We start from the raw sequence: 14,350 nt of genomic DNA on the forward strand, positions 1-14,350 counted from the left end.
CCTTCCCCGTTGCTCCTTGCCACCGTTTCCGGTGTCGGCGCTCAGCCCTGCGCCGGCAGTACCCGCAGCAGCGGCGAGATGGCCGGTGCGCTGGCCCGCGCTTCCAGCGAGGCGATGAAGCGCCACACGAACAGCAGGGTGACCAGCAGCAGGCCGGGGTAGCCCACGCCGGCCAGCACGTAGGGCAGGGTGGGGTCGCCCGCCACGCGCACGTGCGGCAGGTTGAAGCTGAGCAGGCCGAGCGTGATGATCGTGCCGAACAGCCACATCAGCAGCAGCCAGATGCCGGCTTCGAATCCGGTCAGTGGCCGCCGCCAGCCGGTGGCCGGATGCGGGGTCGTTTCGGCGTCGACGGCAGCCTGCGGACGCATGCGCCGGCCCAGGGTGAACAGGTCGTACGCCAGCACGCCGGCGCCGGTGCTCAGCACCAGGCCGAACAGCGGCAGCATGACCTTGTAGGTGCCCATGGCGCGGTTGACGTCGCCGCCGAACCAGTCAAGCCCCAGGATGCGATAGACATAGACCTGCACCGTGCCGCCGATGGCGAACGCGAACGCCATGCCCAGCACGCCGGTGAACACCAGCCAGAAACCGAGCTTGCCCAGGCGCGGATCGAACTGCGGCACCTTGCGCAGGATCGGCGTGGCGTAATACGCCGCGGCGATGCCGAGCATGCCGAAGGTGCCGAACAGCGCCAGGTGCGCGTGCCCGGCGGTGACCCAGGTGCCGTGCGACCACACGTTGGTCAGCGCGAAGGTCATCACGAAGCCGAGGATGCCCGCGCCGACCAGCTCCAGCACGGTCGAGCCGAGCAGGAAGTAGAACGCCGGCGCGTTCTCCAGCGGGCGCTTGTTGGTGTGCGCGTCCAGGTAGATGTGCCAGAAGCAGAACACCAGCGGCAGCGGCTCCAGCGCGCTGAACAGCGAACCCCAGAATTGCCAGAACTCCGGCGTGCCGATCCAGAAGTAGTGGTGCGCGTTGCCGATCAGTCCGGACAGCCACACCAGCGCGATGCCCCAGAACACCGCGAAGCCCACCGACTTCACGTCGGCCTTGAACATCAGCACCAGGAAGTAGCCGATCAGGCTGATGTGGATCACCTCCCACACGCCTTCCACCCAGTAGTGCACCACGAACCAGCGGAAGTATTCCTGCAGGTCCAGCCGCACCACGTAGAACAGGCCGAACACCCACACCACCGCCAGCGCGCCGACGCCCAGGCCCAGGCCCCAGTGCACCTCGTTCCATTCGCGCACGCGCGGGAACGTGCGCAGCACCACGAAGGCCAGGATCAGGAAGCCGACCAGGATCAGCAGGCCGGCGATGCGCCCGGCTTCCAGATACTCAAGCCCCTGCTGCAGCCACGGTTGCCCCAGCCACCAGCCGGCGATGCCGCGCTCGGCCAGGAATTGGGTGAAGAAGTTCCAGACCACGATGCCGATGACCGCGTAGAACAGGAACTTGACCAGCCACGGCGCCACCAGCTCGCGCTTCGCCAGCAGTGGCGCCACGAACAGGATCGCGCCGATGAAGCCGCAGACGATCCACATGATGCCCAGGTTGAGATGCTCGGCGCGGGCGACGTTGAAGTTGAGCCAGCCTTGCAGGATGGTCGGGTCGACCTGCTGCGCGGCCAGGATCATGCCGTAGATCACCTGCACCACGAACAGCACCAGCATCAGCATGAAAAAGCGCAGGCTCAGGCGTTGGGTCTGGTATTCGGTCTGCATCACTGCTTCTCCAGCGTGTGGAGGTAGGCCACGATGGCGTTGACTTCTTCGGTCTTGAGCAGGGTGTCGTAGGCCGGCATCACGCCCGGCGGATAACCGGCCACGATCTTCGCGTTCGGCTGGCGGATCGACTCGGCCAGGTAGGCGTCGTCGGCGGTGACCTTGCTGCCGTCGGCCAGGCTCACGCTGGATTCGTACAGGCCGCCCCAGCCCGGCCCCACCAGTCGCTTGTCGTCGCTGGCGTGGCAGGCCACGCAGCCGTAGTCCTTGACCAGTTGCGCGCCGAGCGCGGCGGGATCGCTGGCCGCTGCCGGCGTGGCCGCCGCGGCGGGCGCGGCCTGCGCCAGTGCGACGGTGCCGTGCGCCAACTGCAGGCGGCGATCCAGCGTGCCGGCCTCGACCTTCGGCGGCCAGCCCTCGGTGTTCATCGCCGAGGTGTACTTGAGGTAGGCGATCAGCTGGCCGATCTCGTCCTTGCTCAGCGGCAGGTTCGGCATCAGCGTGGTGCCGCCGCCGCGTCGCTGGATGCGGGCTGCCGCGCCGGGATACTTCTGCAGGTAGGCGTCGATGGTGTCGGTGCCGGTGTCGGCGTGCTGGTTCGGATCAAGCAGCTGGGCGCGCACCGCCGCCTCGGTCGGCCAGCCGCCGGCCGAGGGCAGGAACGCCGCCAGCCACGCCGGTCCGGCGTGCTTGTACACCTCGGTGAGGTCCGGCCCCAGATAGGCGCCGTTGCCGACCATGGTGTGGCAGCCCATGCAGTTGTAGGCCTGGAACACGCGCTTGCCGTCGTTGGCCTGGTACGGGCCGAAGCTCACCGTGTCGGGGGTGGCCTGCCCGCGCGAGGGCAGGAAGGAGAACACCGACAAGGCGATGAAGATCAGCGCCATGAGGCCCAGCAAAACCAGCGCGGCGCGGCGCCGCGGTTTTTCGCAACTGCTGTCACCCGATCCGCAGCTCATGGCCGGCTCCCCTTGTCGTCGACGGAAGGCGGCGTGGCCTGGGTGTCGTGCAGGAACAGGATGCGCAGGCTGCCGATGAACATGCAGAACACCCACACCGCCAGCACGAAGCCGACGGCGAAGTAGATCCACCACGCGAGGTGCGATTCGGCCCAATACTCGAAATCGCGCCAGAAAGGCCAGGACAACCAGAACGCTGCCACGCAGGCCAGCACCGAAAGCACGAGATCCGAAGCCCGCTGCGACATGCGATTCTCCCCTGGACTGTAAGTGAGCCTTGCCGGGAAACGCTGTACACCGCGCGTCCCTCCCCCCCGAGGAATCCGCGTCAGTCGCGCCGACTATAGGAACGGCATCCGACGTCGCCCCTGATCCAGGTCAAGCGAAGTGCCTTCGCCGGCGTGCCGACCGCCGCGTCGACTCGGCGTCCGAGGCTCAGTCGAGCTTGATCGGCTCGTGGAGGCCGGGCAGTTGCACGGCGACGCCGCGTGCCTGCAACACCTCCTGCATTGCCTGCATGCCGCGGCCGTATTCGCCGTGCACCAGGAACACCCTGCGTCGCGGCGCGTCGCCCAGCCAGGCCAGCAGCGCGGGTTGGTCGGCGTGCGCGGAGAAGCCGTTGATCGTCCACACCTGCGCGCGCACCGGGATCTCCTCGTTGAACACGCGCACGCTGGGCGCGCCGTCGATGATCCGCCGCGCCAGCGTGCCTTCGGCGGCATAGCCCACGAACACCACGCTGCAGCGCTCGCGCCACAGGTTGTGCTTGAGGTGGTGGCGCACGCGGCCGCCGTTGCACATGCCCGAGCCGGCCAGGATGATCGCGCCACTGTCGACGCTGTTGATCGCCATCGACTCGGCCGTGCCGCGGGTGAAGTGCAGGCCGGGCATGGCGAACGGGTCGCCGTGCCGAAGTTCGTCGAGGAAACCGTCGTCGAAGCACTCCGGGTGGCGGCGGAAGATCTCGGTGGCGGAGATCGCCATCGGCGAATCGAGGAATACCCGCACGTGCGCGGGGATCGCACCGTCGCGGATGCCGCGGTGCAGGTAGTAGAGGATTTCCTGGGTGCGTTCCAGCGCGAAGGTGGGGATCACCACGTTGCCGCGCCGGTTCACCGTGTCGCGGATGGCGCGATGCATCTCGTCGACCGAATCCGGCACCGAGCGGTGCGGACGGTCGCCGTAGGTGCTTTCCAGCACCACGTAGTCGGCCGGCGGTGCGGGTGTCGGGTCGCGCAGCAGCGGGCGGCCCGGGTTGCCGAGGTCGCCGGAAAAAAGCATGCGGCGTGGTTGCCCGCCGTCGTCGACCTGCAACAGGACCGAGGCCGAGCCGAGGATGTGGCCGGCATCGAGAAAGCGTGCGCTGATGCCATCGGTGACTTGCACGGTTTCGCCGTAGCCGGCGTCGTCGCCGAAGAAGTCCAGCGCGTGCAGCGCATCGTCCAGGGTGTACAGCGGTGGCGCCACCGTCTCGCCGCGGCGGTTGGTGCGTTGCGCGCGGCGTGCGTCCTCTTCCTGCAGGCCGGCGGCATCCAGCATCACCACGCGGGCCAGTTCGCGGGTGGCGGCGGTGGTGACGATGCGGCCGCGAAAGCCCCGGCGCACCAGCAGCGGAATCCGCCCGCAATGGTCCAGGTGCGCGTGGGTCAGCAGCAGCACGTCGATGCTGGCCGGGTCGAAGCCGAACGGTTCGGCATTGGCCCGCTCGACCTCTTCGCTGCCCTGGAACATGCCGCAGTCGATCAGCACGCGGCGATCGTTGCAGGTGATCAGGTGGCAGGAGCCGGTGACCTGCTTGGCGGCACCGTGGCAGCTGTAAATGAACATCATTTCCTCGACGGCGCAGGCGGCTGGCGCAGACTCTGGCAGGACGCGCCGGTCGCCGGCTTGATCGTCGTCAAGTCGGGGCACCGGCCGACTGTGCCATGGTGGGCCTGGTGCCGTCGTACTGCCGAAACCACGGCAGGCTCGCCGGAGCATGAGGGTGGCGATGATCACCGTGCCGTTCCATCACGATCTCGGCGCCGTGCGCGGGTTCCTGCGTTTCTCGCGTGCAGCTGCGTTGCTGGACTGCGCGACGGCGCTGGTCGTGCTCGCCGGCTGGTGGTCGCAGCGTCCGCTGCTGACCACGATGTGGCCGGGGCAGCCGGCGATGAGCGCGACTGCGGCGGTCGGATTCGTGTTGTGCGGAGGCTCGCTGCTGCTCAGCCACCATCCGGTGCCGTCGTGGTCCGGCATGGGCCGCTGGCTGTCGTTGGGCGTGCTGGCGCTCGGCGCGGCGACGCTGGCGGAGCATCTGTGGCTGGTCGACTTGCGCATTGATCGCCTGCTTGGCGAGCTGTCGGCCTACGACTCCGGACGCTGGCCCGGGCGCATGGCCGAACCGGTTGCGGCGGGCTTCGTGCTGCTCGGTGCGCTGGGCCTGCTGCCGGCGCGACGCTGGCCGCGCCTGCGCGACGCGCTGGCCCTGGTCGCGTTGGTCATCGCGATGAGCGGGCTGGCCTCCTATGGCATTGCGCTGGCCGGCAAGGGCGCAACGCCGTTCGGGCGCATGCCGCTGCACTCCACGTTGTTGCTGCTGCTGGCGACGCTCGGCTGGCTGTGCGCCTCGCCCACGCTCGGGCTGACCCGCGTGGCCACCGCCGACACGCTGGGCGGCGCCCTGGCGCGGCGGCTGCTGCTGCCGGCCTTGCTGCTGCCGGCGGTGTTCGCGTTCGTGTTCGAGTTGCTGCAGTCCTGGCTGGGCCTGCCCGAAGCGCTGGCCTTCGTGTTCGTGGCCCTGTTCAGCGGCGGCGCGGTGGCCGGGCTGGTGTGGTGGGTGGCCAACCTGTTCGACAAGCTGGAACGCCAGCGCCGCGAAAGCATCGCGTTGCGCAACGATGCCGGCACCGACATCCTCACCGGGCTGCCCAACCGGCGCGCGCTCGACGAGGCGCTGGCCGGCCTGCTGCGCGGGCAGCGCGAGCACGACACGACGTTCTCGCTGCTGATGCTCGATCTGGACCGCTTCAAGACCTTCAACGACGACTTCGGCCACCTGGCCGGCGACCAGGTGCTGCGCATCACCGGCCACCTGCTGCGCGCGGCGCTGCGCCCGGCGGACATGGCCGCGCGCTACGGCGGCGAGGAGTTCGTGCTGCTCTTGCCGGGTACCGACTTGAGCGGCGCCAGCGAGGTGGCGGCGCGCCTGCTCGACGCATTCCGCGGTTTCGCCTGGCCGCAGTGCACGGTCACGGTGAGCATCGGCATGGCGCAGGCGGTCGCCGGCGATGCCGCGGAGGACCTGATCCGGCGCGCCGACGGCTCGCTGTACGACGCCAAGCGCGGGGGACGCGACCGTGCGGTGGCGGCGATCGCGCCGCCCGAGGTGTTGCGCCCGGGAGCCTTCCCGCGCGCCGTTTCGGGTTCTTAAGACCCACATAAGCCGTCCCGGTTGCAATGCCGTCCAAGGCAATCCTGCCGATACCGGAGACGCACCATGAAACGCATCGTCATCGCCCCGTTGTTCCTCGCCGCCGCCGTCCTGTCGGCGTCCGCCTTCGCCGCACCGCAATGCACCAGCGCACCGCGTGCGCAGTGGCTGACCGAAGCGGCGATGAAGCAGAAGGTGCTCGACCAGGGCTACACCATCAAGGTGTTCCAGGTCTCGGGCAATTGCTACGAGATCTACGGCAAGGACAAGGCCGGCAAGAACGTGGAGATCTACTTCGACCCCACCGACGGCCGCATCGTCAAGAAGAAGGGCGGTTGATCGTCACCTGACCCCTAGCGAGGACAAGCCATGAACGCGATGGTCAAAGTGTGGGACCCGCTGGTCCGCCTGTTTCACTGGTCGCTGGCGGGCTTGTTCCTCGCCAACTTTTTCACCGAGGACGGCGAGCTGGTCCACCGCGGGATCGGCTACGCCGTGCTGGCCCTGCTCGCGGTGCGTTTCGTGTGGGGCTGGGTCGGCACGCGGCACGCGCGCTTCGCCGACTGGGTGCCCGGCCCGCGCCGGCTGCGCGATTACCTGCGCGAGCGCCTGGCCGGGCGCTCGCGGCGGCAGCTCGGGCACAACCCGGCGGCCGCCGTGATGATCCTGGCCCTGCTCGTTGGCGTGCTGCTGGTCGGCGTCACCGGCTGGCTGCAGACCACCGACCGATTCTTCGGGGAGGGCTGGCTGGAGGAGCTGCACGAAGCGCTGGCCTACGGCGTGCTGGGACTGGTCGTGCTGCACGTGCTGGCCGCGGTGGGCGAGAGCGTGCATTACGGCGAGAACCTGGTCGCCGCGATGATCCACGGCCGCAAGCGCGCGCCATGAGCCTGTCGGGCTTTGGCTGGTCGAGGCGAAAATCTGGCTGCGCGAGGACAGATTTTCGCCGGTTCGCCGCGCCATGGTGGTTCCATGGCGCAAGAATCGACGGAAATATGGACCGCGCAGTCGGATTTGCAGCCCGGCCAGCCAAAGCCCGACAGGCTCATAGGGCAGGATGCCGCAGCCGGCGAAAAAGCGGCGCCAATTGCTGCAAGTCAAGTGAGCGGCCTGATCCCGCGACAAGAATGAGGCCATGCGCATCCTGCTAGCCGAAGACGACCGGGCACTGGGGCAGGCGCTGGCCGATGGCCTGCGCCAGCTCGGCCATGTGGTGGACTGGATCACCGACGGCACCCAGGCGGCTGCCGCCCTGAGCGACACCGCGTATGCCGCCGCGATACTCGACTGGAACCTGCCGCGCAGCAGCGGCCCGGCGATCATCGCCGGCATGCGCCGCCGCCAGGACGCCACCCCGGTGCTGCTGCTGACCGCGCGCGACGAACTGGCCGACCGCGTCGCCGGGCTGGATGCCGGCGCCGACGATTACGTGGTCAAGCCGGTGCATCTGGACGAACTGGCCGCCCGCCTGCGCGCCTTGCTGCGGCGGGCCGACGGCCAGGTCGAGCCGGCGATCCGCGTGGGCGCGCTGGAAGTCACCCCGGCCGCGCGCAGCGCCACGCTTGCCGACGCGCCGCTGGAGCTGACCGCCCGCGAGTACGCGTTGCTGGAAATGCTGGTGCGCCATCCCGGGCGGGCGTATTCCCGCGAGCAACTGGAAGACGCGCTGTACGGCTGGGACCGCGAAGTGGCCAGCAACGCGGTGGAAGTGCACATCCATCACCTGCGCCACAAGCTGGGACCGGGCTGGATTCGCACCCTGCGCGGCATCGGCTATGCCATCAACCCGCCCGGCGGGGTCGCCGCGTGATCCGCCCCTCGCTCAACCGGCGGCTGGTGCTGCGGCTGCTGGCCGGCATCGTGCTGGTGTGGTGCGCCGCCGCCGGCTGGTTGGCCTGGCGCAGCCTGCACGAGGTCGACGAGATCTTCGACCAGATGCTGGTGCGCACCGCCGCCAGCGTGTTTGCGGTGATGCCCGACGACGTCGCCCGCGTCGGCGCGGTGCGCCTGCCGGACAAGCCGCTGCTCGACTCGGACGACACCGCCCAGCGCCCGGCCATCGTGCTGCGCGATGCGCGCGGCGAACTGCTGGTCGAGAGCGCCGAGCTGCCGCTGCTGCGTTTCGATCCGGGCGACGCGCATTTCCATTCGGTCGTGCACGACGACCGACGCTGGCGGGTGTTCCAGCGCTGGGATGCGCAGCATCGGTACTGGGTCCAGGTCGGCGCGCCGCTGGACGAGCGCGACGAGCTGCTGCGCAAGCTGCTGGCGCCGGCGCTGCTGGCCTTGCTCGCGCTGCTGGTGCTGGTGCCGCCGATCGTGTTCGCCGGTTTGCGCAGCGGGCTGAAACCGCTGCGCCGGCTGGCGCGCGGCCTTTCCGCCGGCGCCGATCCGGCCGCCGCCTCGCTCACCGACGCGCGGGTGCCGGTCGAACTGGCGCCGTTCACCGAGGCGATCGACAAGCTGGTCGATCGCCTGCGGCTCAGCCTGGAACACGAACGCCGCTTCACCGCGGACGCCGCGCACGAACTGCGCCACCCGCTGGCGGCGCTGCGGCTGGAGCTGGACCTGGCCGGGCGCGGCGACGATGTGCCCGCGCGCACGCAGCACCTGCAGCGCGCGCAGGAGGCGCTGGACCGCATGCAGCGACTGGTGGCCCAGCTCCTGATGCTGGCGCGGGTCGAGAAACTGGCCGAGCTGGACGACGCCGGCCCGCTGCGTCTGGCGAGCGTGGCCGAAGCGGCCTTGCGTGACGCCAGCGAGCGCGCGGCGGCGCGTTCCATCGAGCTGTCGCTGGACCACGACGGCAACGACTTCGTGCTGGGCAGCCGCAGCCTGCTCGACATCCTGGTGCAGAACCTGCTCGACAACGCGCTGCGCCACGCGCCCGAGCACGGCCAGGTGAACGTGCGTGTCGGCGGACGCGACGAACAGGTGACGCTGGAGGTGAACGACAACGGCGGCGGCTTCGCGGACGCCGCCGTGGCACGACTGGGCGAGCGTTTCCACCGCCCCGAAGGCAGCATCGGCGAGGGCAGCGGCCTGGGGCTGTCGATCGCCTGGGCGATCGCCCGCCTGCACCACGGCGAGCTGGCCTTCGGCCGCTCCGCGCTGGGCGGCGCGCAGGTCAGTTTCAGCCTGCCGCGCGTGGCAACCGACGCGGCGCATGCGCCCGGCTACGTTTGACCCATCGGCCGTCTCATTCCGGAGAACTCCCATGACCGAACCCGCTGGCAAGCTGAGCTTCCACGTCATTGCCCATCGTCTCGATGCCCACGGCAGCGTCGCCCGCTGCAAGAGCGCCGAGCTGTCGCTGGACACGGCTCTGTCCGGTCGCCTCGATGCGTTCAATCCCGCCGAACTGCTGCTGGCCGCCCTGTCGGCCTGCATGATCAAGAGCATCGAGCGGGTCACGCCGATACTGAAGTTCCAGTGGCGCGGGGTCGAGGTGCGCGTGCACGGCGTGCGCCAGGAGGTGCCGCCACGGCTGGAATCGATCGACTACGAGATCCTGGTGGACAGCGACGAGAGCGAGCAGCGGCTGGCCCTGCTGCACGACAACGTGCGCAAGTTCGGCACGGTGTTCAACACGGTCGCGCCGGGCACCCGCCTTTCCGGTGTGCTGCGGCGCGCGGGCTGACCCAGGACCGATCTTCGACGTGCGGTCCGGAAGCGCCTTCGCGGCACCGTCGCGACCAGTGCCAACTGGCAATCTTCCTTCGCGACGCGCCTTCATTTCCCCCAGGTGACGAACATCACCACGGCCGCCGTCGCCATGGCTGCGGTAGCCAACCAGCCGAAAATCCTGAGCGGCCACGGCATGGTGAATTTGCCCATGACCTTGCGCCGCGAGCCCATCAGCATCATCACGACCATCAACGGCACGGCGGTCACGCCGTTGATCACCGCGCTCCAGTACAAGGCCTTGATCGGGTCCAGCGGCGTCAGGTTCAGCGCGATGCCGGCCAGGCTGGCGACGATCAGCACGCCGTAGAAAAACCTGGCGTTTTGCGGCTTGTACTCCAGCCCGCTGCGCTGGCCGAACGCGCCGGCGGCGGCATAGGCGGTGGCGCCGGCCAGCACCGGTACGGCAAGCAGGCCGGTGCCGATGATCCCGGCGGCGAACAGTGCGAATGCCATGTCGCCGGCCAGCGGTCGCAGTGCCGCGGCCGCTTCGGCCGAGGTCTGGATGTCGACCTTGCCATGCGCGTGCAGCACGACCGCGGCGGCAAGAATGATGAAGAAGGAGATCAGGTTGGAGAAGATCATGCCGACCGTGGTGTCGATGCCGATGCGACGCAGGGCGCTCGGTGCCTGCTTCGGCGCGCGGCGCAAGGGCTTGCGGCGCTTGCTCGACTCCATTTCCTCGACCTCTTGTGCTGCCTGCCAGCAGAACAGATAGGGGCTGATGGTGGTGCCGAGCAGCGCGACCAGGCCTACGGCGTACGACGCGTTCCACGTGATGGGCGGCAGCACCAGGCTCTTGAGCACAGCCAGCCACGGCACGTCGATCACCAGCACGGTGGCCACGTAGGCAAACAGGCTGAGGGTGAGCAGCTTGAGGATCGGGGCATAGCGGGTGAACGGGATGAACACCTGCAGCACCAGCGACAACAGGGCGAAACCCGCGGCATAGATCAGCGCCGGCCCGCCAATGAGCAGTTTCAGCGCGGCACCCATCGCGCCGATGTCGGCCGCCAGGTTGATCACGTTGGCGATCACCAGCGAGGCGGTCAGCGCGTAGACCAGCGGATGCGGGTAGTACTTGCGCATGCCGTCCATCAGGCCGTGGCCGGTGACGCGGCCGATGCCGGCGCTGACCGCTTGTATCGCGATCATCAACGGCATGGTCACCAGGATGCACCACAGCATGCCGTAACCGAACGCGGCGCCCACCTGCGAGTAGGTGGCAATGCCGCTGGGGTCGTCGTCTGCCGCACCCGTGACCAGGCCCGCACTCAGATTGGCCCACAGCGGTTTTTCGGTGCCGCCGTCCTCGGTGTTCCTGCGGCCGGATGGCACCGTGGCCGTGCCGGCGGGCGTCTTCTTCATGCGTGGCTTCCGGTGAGCCAGCGGGGCGTTGGGGGTGGCTGATCGCGCAGGCCGACGACGTACTGTACGCGTGTATCGATGGCCGATGGGGGCTCGGGAAATCCGCATGCGGGCGGTGCCATCGAGGTCATCGCCTCGGCGCCCGTGAGGTCACGGCAGGAGCGCCGTGGGAGGCGTCGCCTGCTGCCGTGTCGCGGGTCAGCGCGGCACGCGCGCGCTGGTGCGCATCGAGCGACGCAGCAGTTCCAGCCAGGCGACGGCGGCGGCCAGCATCCCGGCGACGGTGAGCAGCATCGCTGCGTTCGGTATCGCCAACCCCATCACGTCGCGGAAGAACGGCACGCCGATCACGATCGCCAGCATCAGCGCCACGCCGCCGAACATGCGCACCAGCCAGGGATTCTTCGCCGGCGTGCGGACCAGTGCCGGGCGGGACGCGTCGCGGTTGGCCAGGGTCAGCAGGAACAAGCCCAGCACCAGCGCGATGAACACCGCGCCGCGGCTTTGCGCGGCGTCGAGGCCCTGGCCGAGCAGCGCGCCGTAGCCGAGCAGCAGGGTGCCGGCGAAGCCGAGTCCCTGGATCACCGCGTAGCGCAGGTTGGCAACGGCGAACGGGGAGTCCGACGGTGCGCGCGGCGGTCGCCGCATGATGTCGTCGGCAGCGGGCTCGGCCTCGTACACCACCGAGCAGGCCGGGTCGATCAGCAGCTCCAGCAGCACGATGTGCACCGGCATCAGCAGCACCGGCCAGTGCAGCAGGGTCGGCACCAGCGCCAGCGCGATGATCGGCATGTGCACGGCGAACACGAAGCGGGTGGCCTTGGTGATGTTGGCGTAGATGCGCCGGCCCTGGCGGATCGCGTTGACGATGCTGGCGAAGCTGTCGTCCAGCAGCACCAGGGCGGCCGCCTCGCGCGCCACGTCGGTGCCGCGCTCGCCCATCGCCACGCCGACGTCGGCGGCCTTCAGCGCGGGCGCATCGTTGACGCCGTCGCCGGTCATCGCCACCACCTCGCCGCCTTCGCGCAGCAGCTGCACCAGGCGCAGTTTCTGCTCGGGCTGGAGCCGTGCGCACAGGTCGACGCGACGCAGGCGCTCGCGCAGCGCCGCGTCGTCCAGCGCGGCCATCTCCGCGCCGGTGATCACCTCGGCGCGTTCGCTCAAGCCCACCTCGCGGGCGATCGCGCGCGCGGTGGCCGGGTGGTCGCCGGTCATCATGATGATGCGGATGCCGGCGCTGCGGCATTCGGCGATCGCCGCCGGCACTTCGGGGCGCGGCGGGTCGACGAAACCGAGCAGACCGAGGAAGCGGAACTCGAAGTCGTGCTGGCTGCGCGGCCACGCCTCGCCTTGCCACTCGCCGCGGGCCACGCCGAGCACGCGCAGGCCGCGCTCGGCCATCCCCTCGACCTGGTGCAGGATGGCCGCCGCGTCAGTGGCGGCCAGATGGCACAGGTCGATCACCGCTTCCGGCGCGCCCTTGGTCGCCAGCAGGTGCGTGCCGCGCGCGTCGCCGCGGAACACGTGGGTCATCGCCAGGATCTCCGGCGACAGCGCGTACTCGAATTCCGGCGCCCACTCGGCGTGCACGTGCTCGGTATCGGTGAGCCAGTGCAGCCCGAACTGCTGGATCGCCTTCTCCATCGGGTCGAACGGGTCGGCCGGCGTCGCCAGCATGGCGAACTCGACCAACGCATGAAACGGCTCGGGCAGCTCGTGCGCGTCCTGGTCGTGCGTGCTGCCGTCGACCAGGCGCAGTTCGGCGACCTGCATGCGGTTCTGGGTCAGCGTGCCGGTCTTGTCCACCGCCAGCACCGAGATCGCGCCCAGCGCTTCCACCGCGGGCACGCGGCGCGTCAGCACCTTGTGCCTGGAGATCCGCCACGCGCCCAGCGCCAGGAACACGGTGAGGATCACCGGGATCTCTTCCGGCAGGATCGCCATGGTCAGCGCGATGCCGGCGAGCACGCTCTGGAGCAGGCCGTGGCCGTCCCACAGCCAGCCGAGCAACGCGTACGCCGCGGCCAGCAGCAGGCCGCCGACGGTGAGGTTGCGGATCAGCCGGCGCGAGGCCTGTTGCAGGCCGGACACCGGTTCGACGGTATCGGCCAGCGCCTGACCGATGCGGCCGACTGCGGTGGCACTGGCGATGGCGCGGACCTCGGCGACGCCGACGCCCTTGGTCGCCACGGTGCTGGCGAACAGCTGGCCGGTATCCTCGCCGGGGAGCTTGGTGACCGGCACCGCCTCGCCGGTGAGCAGCGATTCGTTGACGTCGAGATGGCCGTCCAGCAGCACCGCGTCGGCGGCGATGCGATCGCCCTCGTGCAGCACCAGCAAGTCGCCCACCACCACTTCGCGGCCGGGAATGCGCTTTTCCTCGCCGCCGCGGATCACCAGCGCGCGCGGTGCGGACAGCTCGCGCAACGACTCCAGCGCCCGCTGGGTCTTGCGCTCCTGCGCCAGCGTGATGCCCATCACCACGAACACGAACGACAGCAGGAACGCCGCCTCGGCGCGGTCGCCCAACGCCAGATACAGGCCGCCGGCAACCAGCAGCATCAGGAACATCGGCTCGGTCAGCACGCCGCCGACGATCGCGAGCATGCTCCTGGGGGCGCTGCCCGGCAGCAGGTTCGGGCCGTGTGCCGCCAATCGGCGCGCCGCCTCGGCCGGGTCGAGGCCGCTGCGGGCGGGCGGCGCTGTCTTCCCGTTCACGCCGCGGCCCGCCGGCCGTTGCTCAACGGCAAACCAGCACCGGCACGTCGCCGTTCAAGATCACCTTGTGCGTCTCGCTGCCCAGCAACAGCCGGTCGAAGCCGCGCCAGCCGTGCGAGGCCATCACGATCAGGTCGCACTGCTGCTTGCGCGCGGCGCCGACGATGGCCGAGTAGGGACGCGCATCGATTTCGTGGCTGCCTTCGCAGGCAACGCCGGCGGCTTGCGCCCGCCCGCGCACGTCGGCCAGGTAGCGTTCGGCGTTGGCGATTGCCTCGCGGGTGTAGCCCGGCTCGTTGGCCACGACGAACTCGGCGAAGTAGACCGAGGCGGGGAATGGCGCGATGACGTGGAATGCGTACACGCGGGCGCCGAGTCTGGCAGCCAGTTCGATACCGGTGTCGACCGCCCGCAGCGACAGCTCGGACCCGTCGGTGGGCAGCAAAATGTGCTTGAACATGGTGGAGTCCTCCAGCAGT

General features: G+C 69.5%; 13 protein-coding genes. 6 read left to right on the forward strand and 7 right to left on the reverse strand.

The features are described 5' to 3' along the window. Positions 1-41 precede the first annotated feature (41 nt). From ACFCQI_RS10490 to ACFCQI_RS10505, 4 genes are all read right to left on the reverse strand, one after another. Positions 42-1,730, reverse strand: coding sequence for a cbb3-type cytochrome c oxidase subunit I (locus tag ACFCQI_RS10490; protein ID WP_395116418.1), 1,689 nt, complete (start codon positions 1,728-1,730; stop codon positions 42-44). Continuing rightward, positions 1,730-2,689: a c-type cytochrome gene (locus ACFCQI_RS10495; protein WP_395116420.1), complete on the reverse strand. Its 960-nt coding sequence runs from the start codon at positions 2,687-2,689 to the stop codon at positions 1,730-1,732. Before ACFCQI_RS10495 ends, ACFCQI_RS10490 begins: the two co-directional genes overlap by 1 nt. Further along, positions 2,686-2,937: a hypothetical protein gene (locus tag ACFCQI_RS10500; RefSeq protein WP_395116422.1), complete on the reverse strand. Its 252-nt coding sequence runs from the start codon at positions 2,935-2,937 to the stop codon at positions 2,686-2,688. The genes ACFCQI_RS10495 and ACFCQI_RS10500 overlap by 4 nt, the downstream gene beginning before the upstream one ends. A 187-nt stretch (positions 2,938-3,124) precedes the next feature. Further along, positions 3,125-4,516: an MBL fold metallo-hydrolase gene (locus tag ACFCQI_RS10505; protein WP_395121336.1), complete on the reverse strand. Its 1,392-nt coding sequence runs from the start codon at positions 4,514-4,516 to the stop codon at positions 3,125-3,127. Between the two features lie 163 nt (positions 4,517-4,679). On the opposite strand from ACFCQI_RS10505, the gene ACFCQI_RS10510 reads away from it, so the two are divergent. From ACFCQI_RS10510 to ACFCQI_RS10535, 6 genes are all read left to right on the forward strand, one after another. Further along, complete coding sequence (locus ACFCQI_RS10510; RefSeq protein WP_395121337.1) at positions 4,680-6,101, forward strand: diguanylate cyclase; 1,422 nt, start codon at positions 4,680-4,682, stop codon at positions 6,099-6,101. Between the two features lie 66 nt (positions 6,102-6,167). Beyond that, positions 6,168-6,440, forward strand: coding sequence for a PepSY domain-containing protein (locus tag ACFCQI_RS10515; protein WP_056081726.1), 273 nt, complete (start codon positions 6,168-6,170; stop codon positions 6,438-6,440). Between the two features lie 30 nt (positions 6,441-6,470). Beyond that, positions 6,471-6,989: a cytochrome b/b6 domain-containing protein gene (locus tag ACFCQI_RS10520; RefSeq protein ID WP_395116424.1), complete on the forward strand. Its 519-nt coding sequence runs from the start codon at positions 6,471-6,473 to the stop codon at positions 6,987-6,989. 247 nt (positions 6,990-7,236) lie between these two features. Then, complete coding sequence (locus ACFCQI_RS10525; RefSeq protein WP_395116426.1) at positions 7,237-7,911, forward strand: winged helix-turn-helix domain-containing protein; 675 nt, start codon at positions 7,237-7,239, stop codon at positions 7,909-7,911. Continuing rightward, positions 7,908-9,287: an ATP-binding protein gene (locus tag ACFCQI_RS10530; RefSeq protein ID WP_395116428.1), complete on the forward strand. Its 1,380-nt coding sequence runs from the start codon at positions 7,908-7,910 to the stop codon at positions 9,285-9,287. Before ACFCQI_RS10525 ends, ACFCQI_RS10530 begins: the two co-directional genes overlap by 4 nt. A gap of 31 nt (positions 9,288-9,318) precedes the next feature. Beyond that, entirely contained in the window at positions 9,319-9,741 is a 423-nt protein-coding gene (locus ACFCQI_RS10535) for an OsmC family protein (RefSeq protein ID WP_395116430.1), read from the forward strand. Positions 9,742-9,833: 92 nt separating this feature from the next. Here the strand turns inward: ACFCQI_RS10535 and ACFCQI_RS10540 are convergent, their stop codons facing one another. From ACFCQI_RS10540 to ACFCQI_RS10550, 3 genes are all read right to left on the reverse strand, one after another. Beyond that, entirely contained in the window at positions 9,834-11,153 is a 1,320-nt protein-coding gene (locus ACFCQI_RS10540; RefSeq protein WP_395116432.1) for an NRAMP family divalent metal transporter, read from the reverse strand. A gap of 198 nt (positions 11,154-11,351) precedes the next feature. Further along, positions 11,352-13,871, reverse strand: coding sequence for a cation-translocating P-type ATPase (locus tag ACFCQI_RS10545; RefSeq protein WP_395116434.1), 2,520 nt, complete (start codon positions 13,869-13,871; stop codon positions 11,352-11,354). A 22-nt stretch (positions 13,872-13,893) separates the two neighbouring features. Then, positions 13,894-14,331, reverse strand: coding sequence for a universal stress protein (locus tag ACFCQI_RS10550; RefSeq protein ID WP_395116436.1), 438 nt, complete (start codon positions 14,329-14,331; stop codon positions 13,894-13,896). Positions 14,332-14,350: the final 19 nt, after the last annotated feature.

The sequence above is a fragment of the Rhodanobacter sp. FW102-FHT14D06 genome, assembly GCF_043950705.1.
In the GTDB taxonomy this organism is placed as follows: Bacteria; Pseudomonadota; Gammaproteobacteria; order Xanthomonadales; family Rhodanobacteraceae; genus Rhodanobacter.

What these genes read in the sequence shown, in the direction of transcription:
- ACFCQI_RS10490 (WP_395116418.1), bottom strand. Translation starts at nt 1,730, where the DNA reads ATGCAGACCGAATACCAGACCCAACGCCTGAGCCTGCGCTTTTTCATG.
- ACFCQI_RS10495 (WP_395116420.1), bottom strand. Translation starts at nt 2,689, where the DNA reads ATGAGCTGCGGATCGGGTGACAGCAGTTGCGAAAAACCGCGGCGCCGC.
- ACFCQI_RS10500 (WP_395116422.1), bottom strand. Translation starts at nt 2,937, where the DNA reads ATGTCGCAGCGGGCTTCGGATCTCGTGCTTTCGGTGCTGGCCTGCGTG.
- ACFCQI_RS10505 (WP_395121336.1), bottom strand. Translation starts at nt 4,516, where the DNA reads ATGTTCATTTACAGCTGCCACGGTGCCGCCAAGCAGGTCACCGGCTCC.
- ACFCQI_RS10510 (WP_395121337.1), top strand. Translation starts at nt 4,680, where the DNA reads ATGATCACCGTGCCGTTCCATCACGATCTCGGCGCCGTGCGCGGGTTC.
- ACFCQI_RS10515 (WP_056081726.1), top strand. Translation starts at nt 6,168, where the DNA reads ATGAAACGCATCGTCATCGCCCCGTTGTTCCTCGCCGCCGCCGTCCTG.
- ACFCQI_RS10520 (WP_395116424.1), top strand. Translation starts at nt 6,471, where the DNA reads ATGAACGCGATGGTCAAAGTGTGGGACCCGCTGGTCCGCCTGTTTCAC.
- ACFCQI_RS10525 (WP_395116426.1), top strand. Translation starts at nt 7,237, where the DNA reads ATGCGCATCCTGCTAGCCGAAGACGACCGGGCACTGGGGCAGGCGCTG.
- ACFCQI_RS10535 (WP_395116430.1), top strand. Translation starts at nt 9,319, where the DNA reads ATGACCGAACCCGCTGGCAAGCTGAGCTTCCACGTCATTGCCCATCGT.
- ACFCQI_RS10540 (WP_395116432.1), bottom strand. Translation starts at nt 11,153, where the DNA reads ATGAAGAAGACGCCCGCCGGCACGGCCACGGTGCCATCCGGCCGCAGG.
- ACFCQI_RS10550 (WP_395116436.1), bottom strand. Translation starts at nt 14,331, where the DNA reads ATGTTCAAGCACATTTTGCTGCCCACCGACGGGTCCGAGCTGTCGCTG.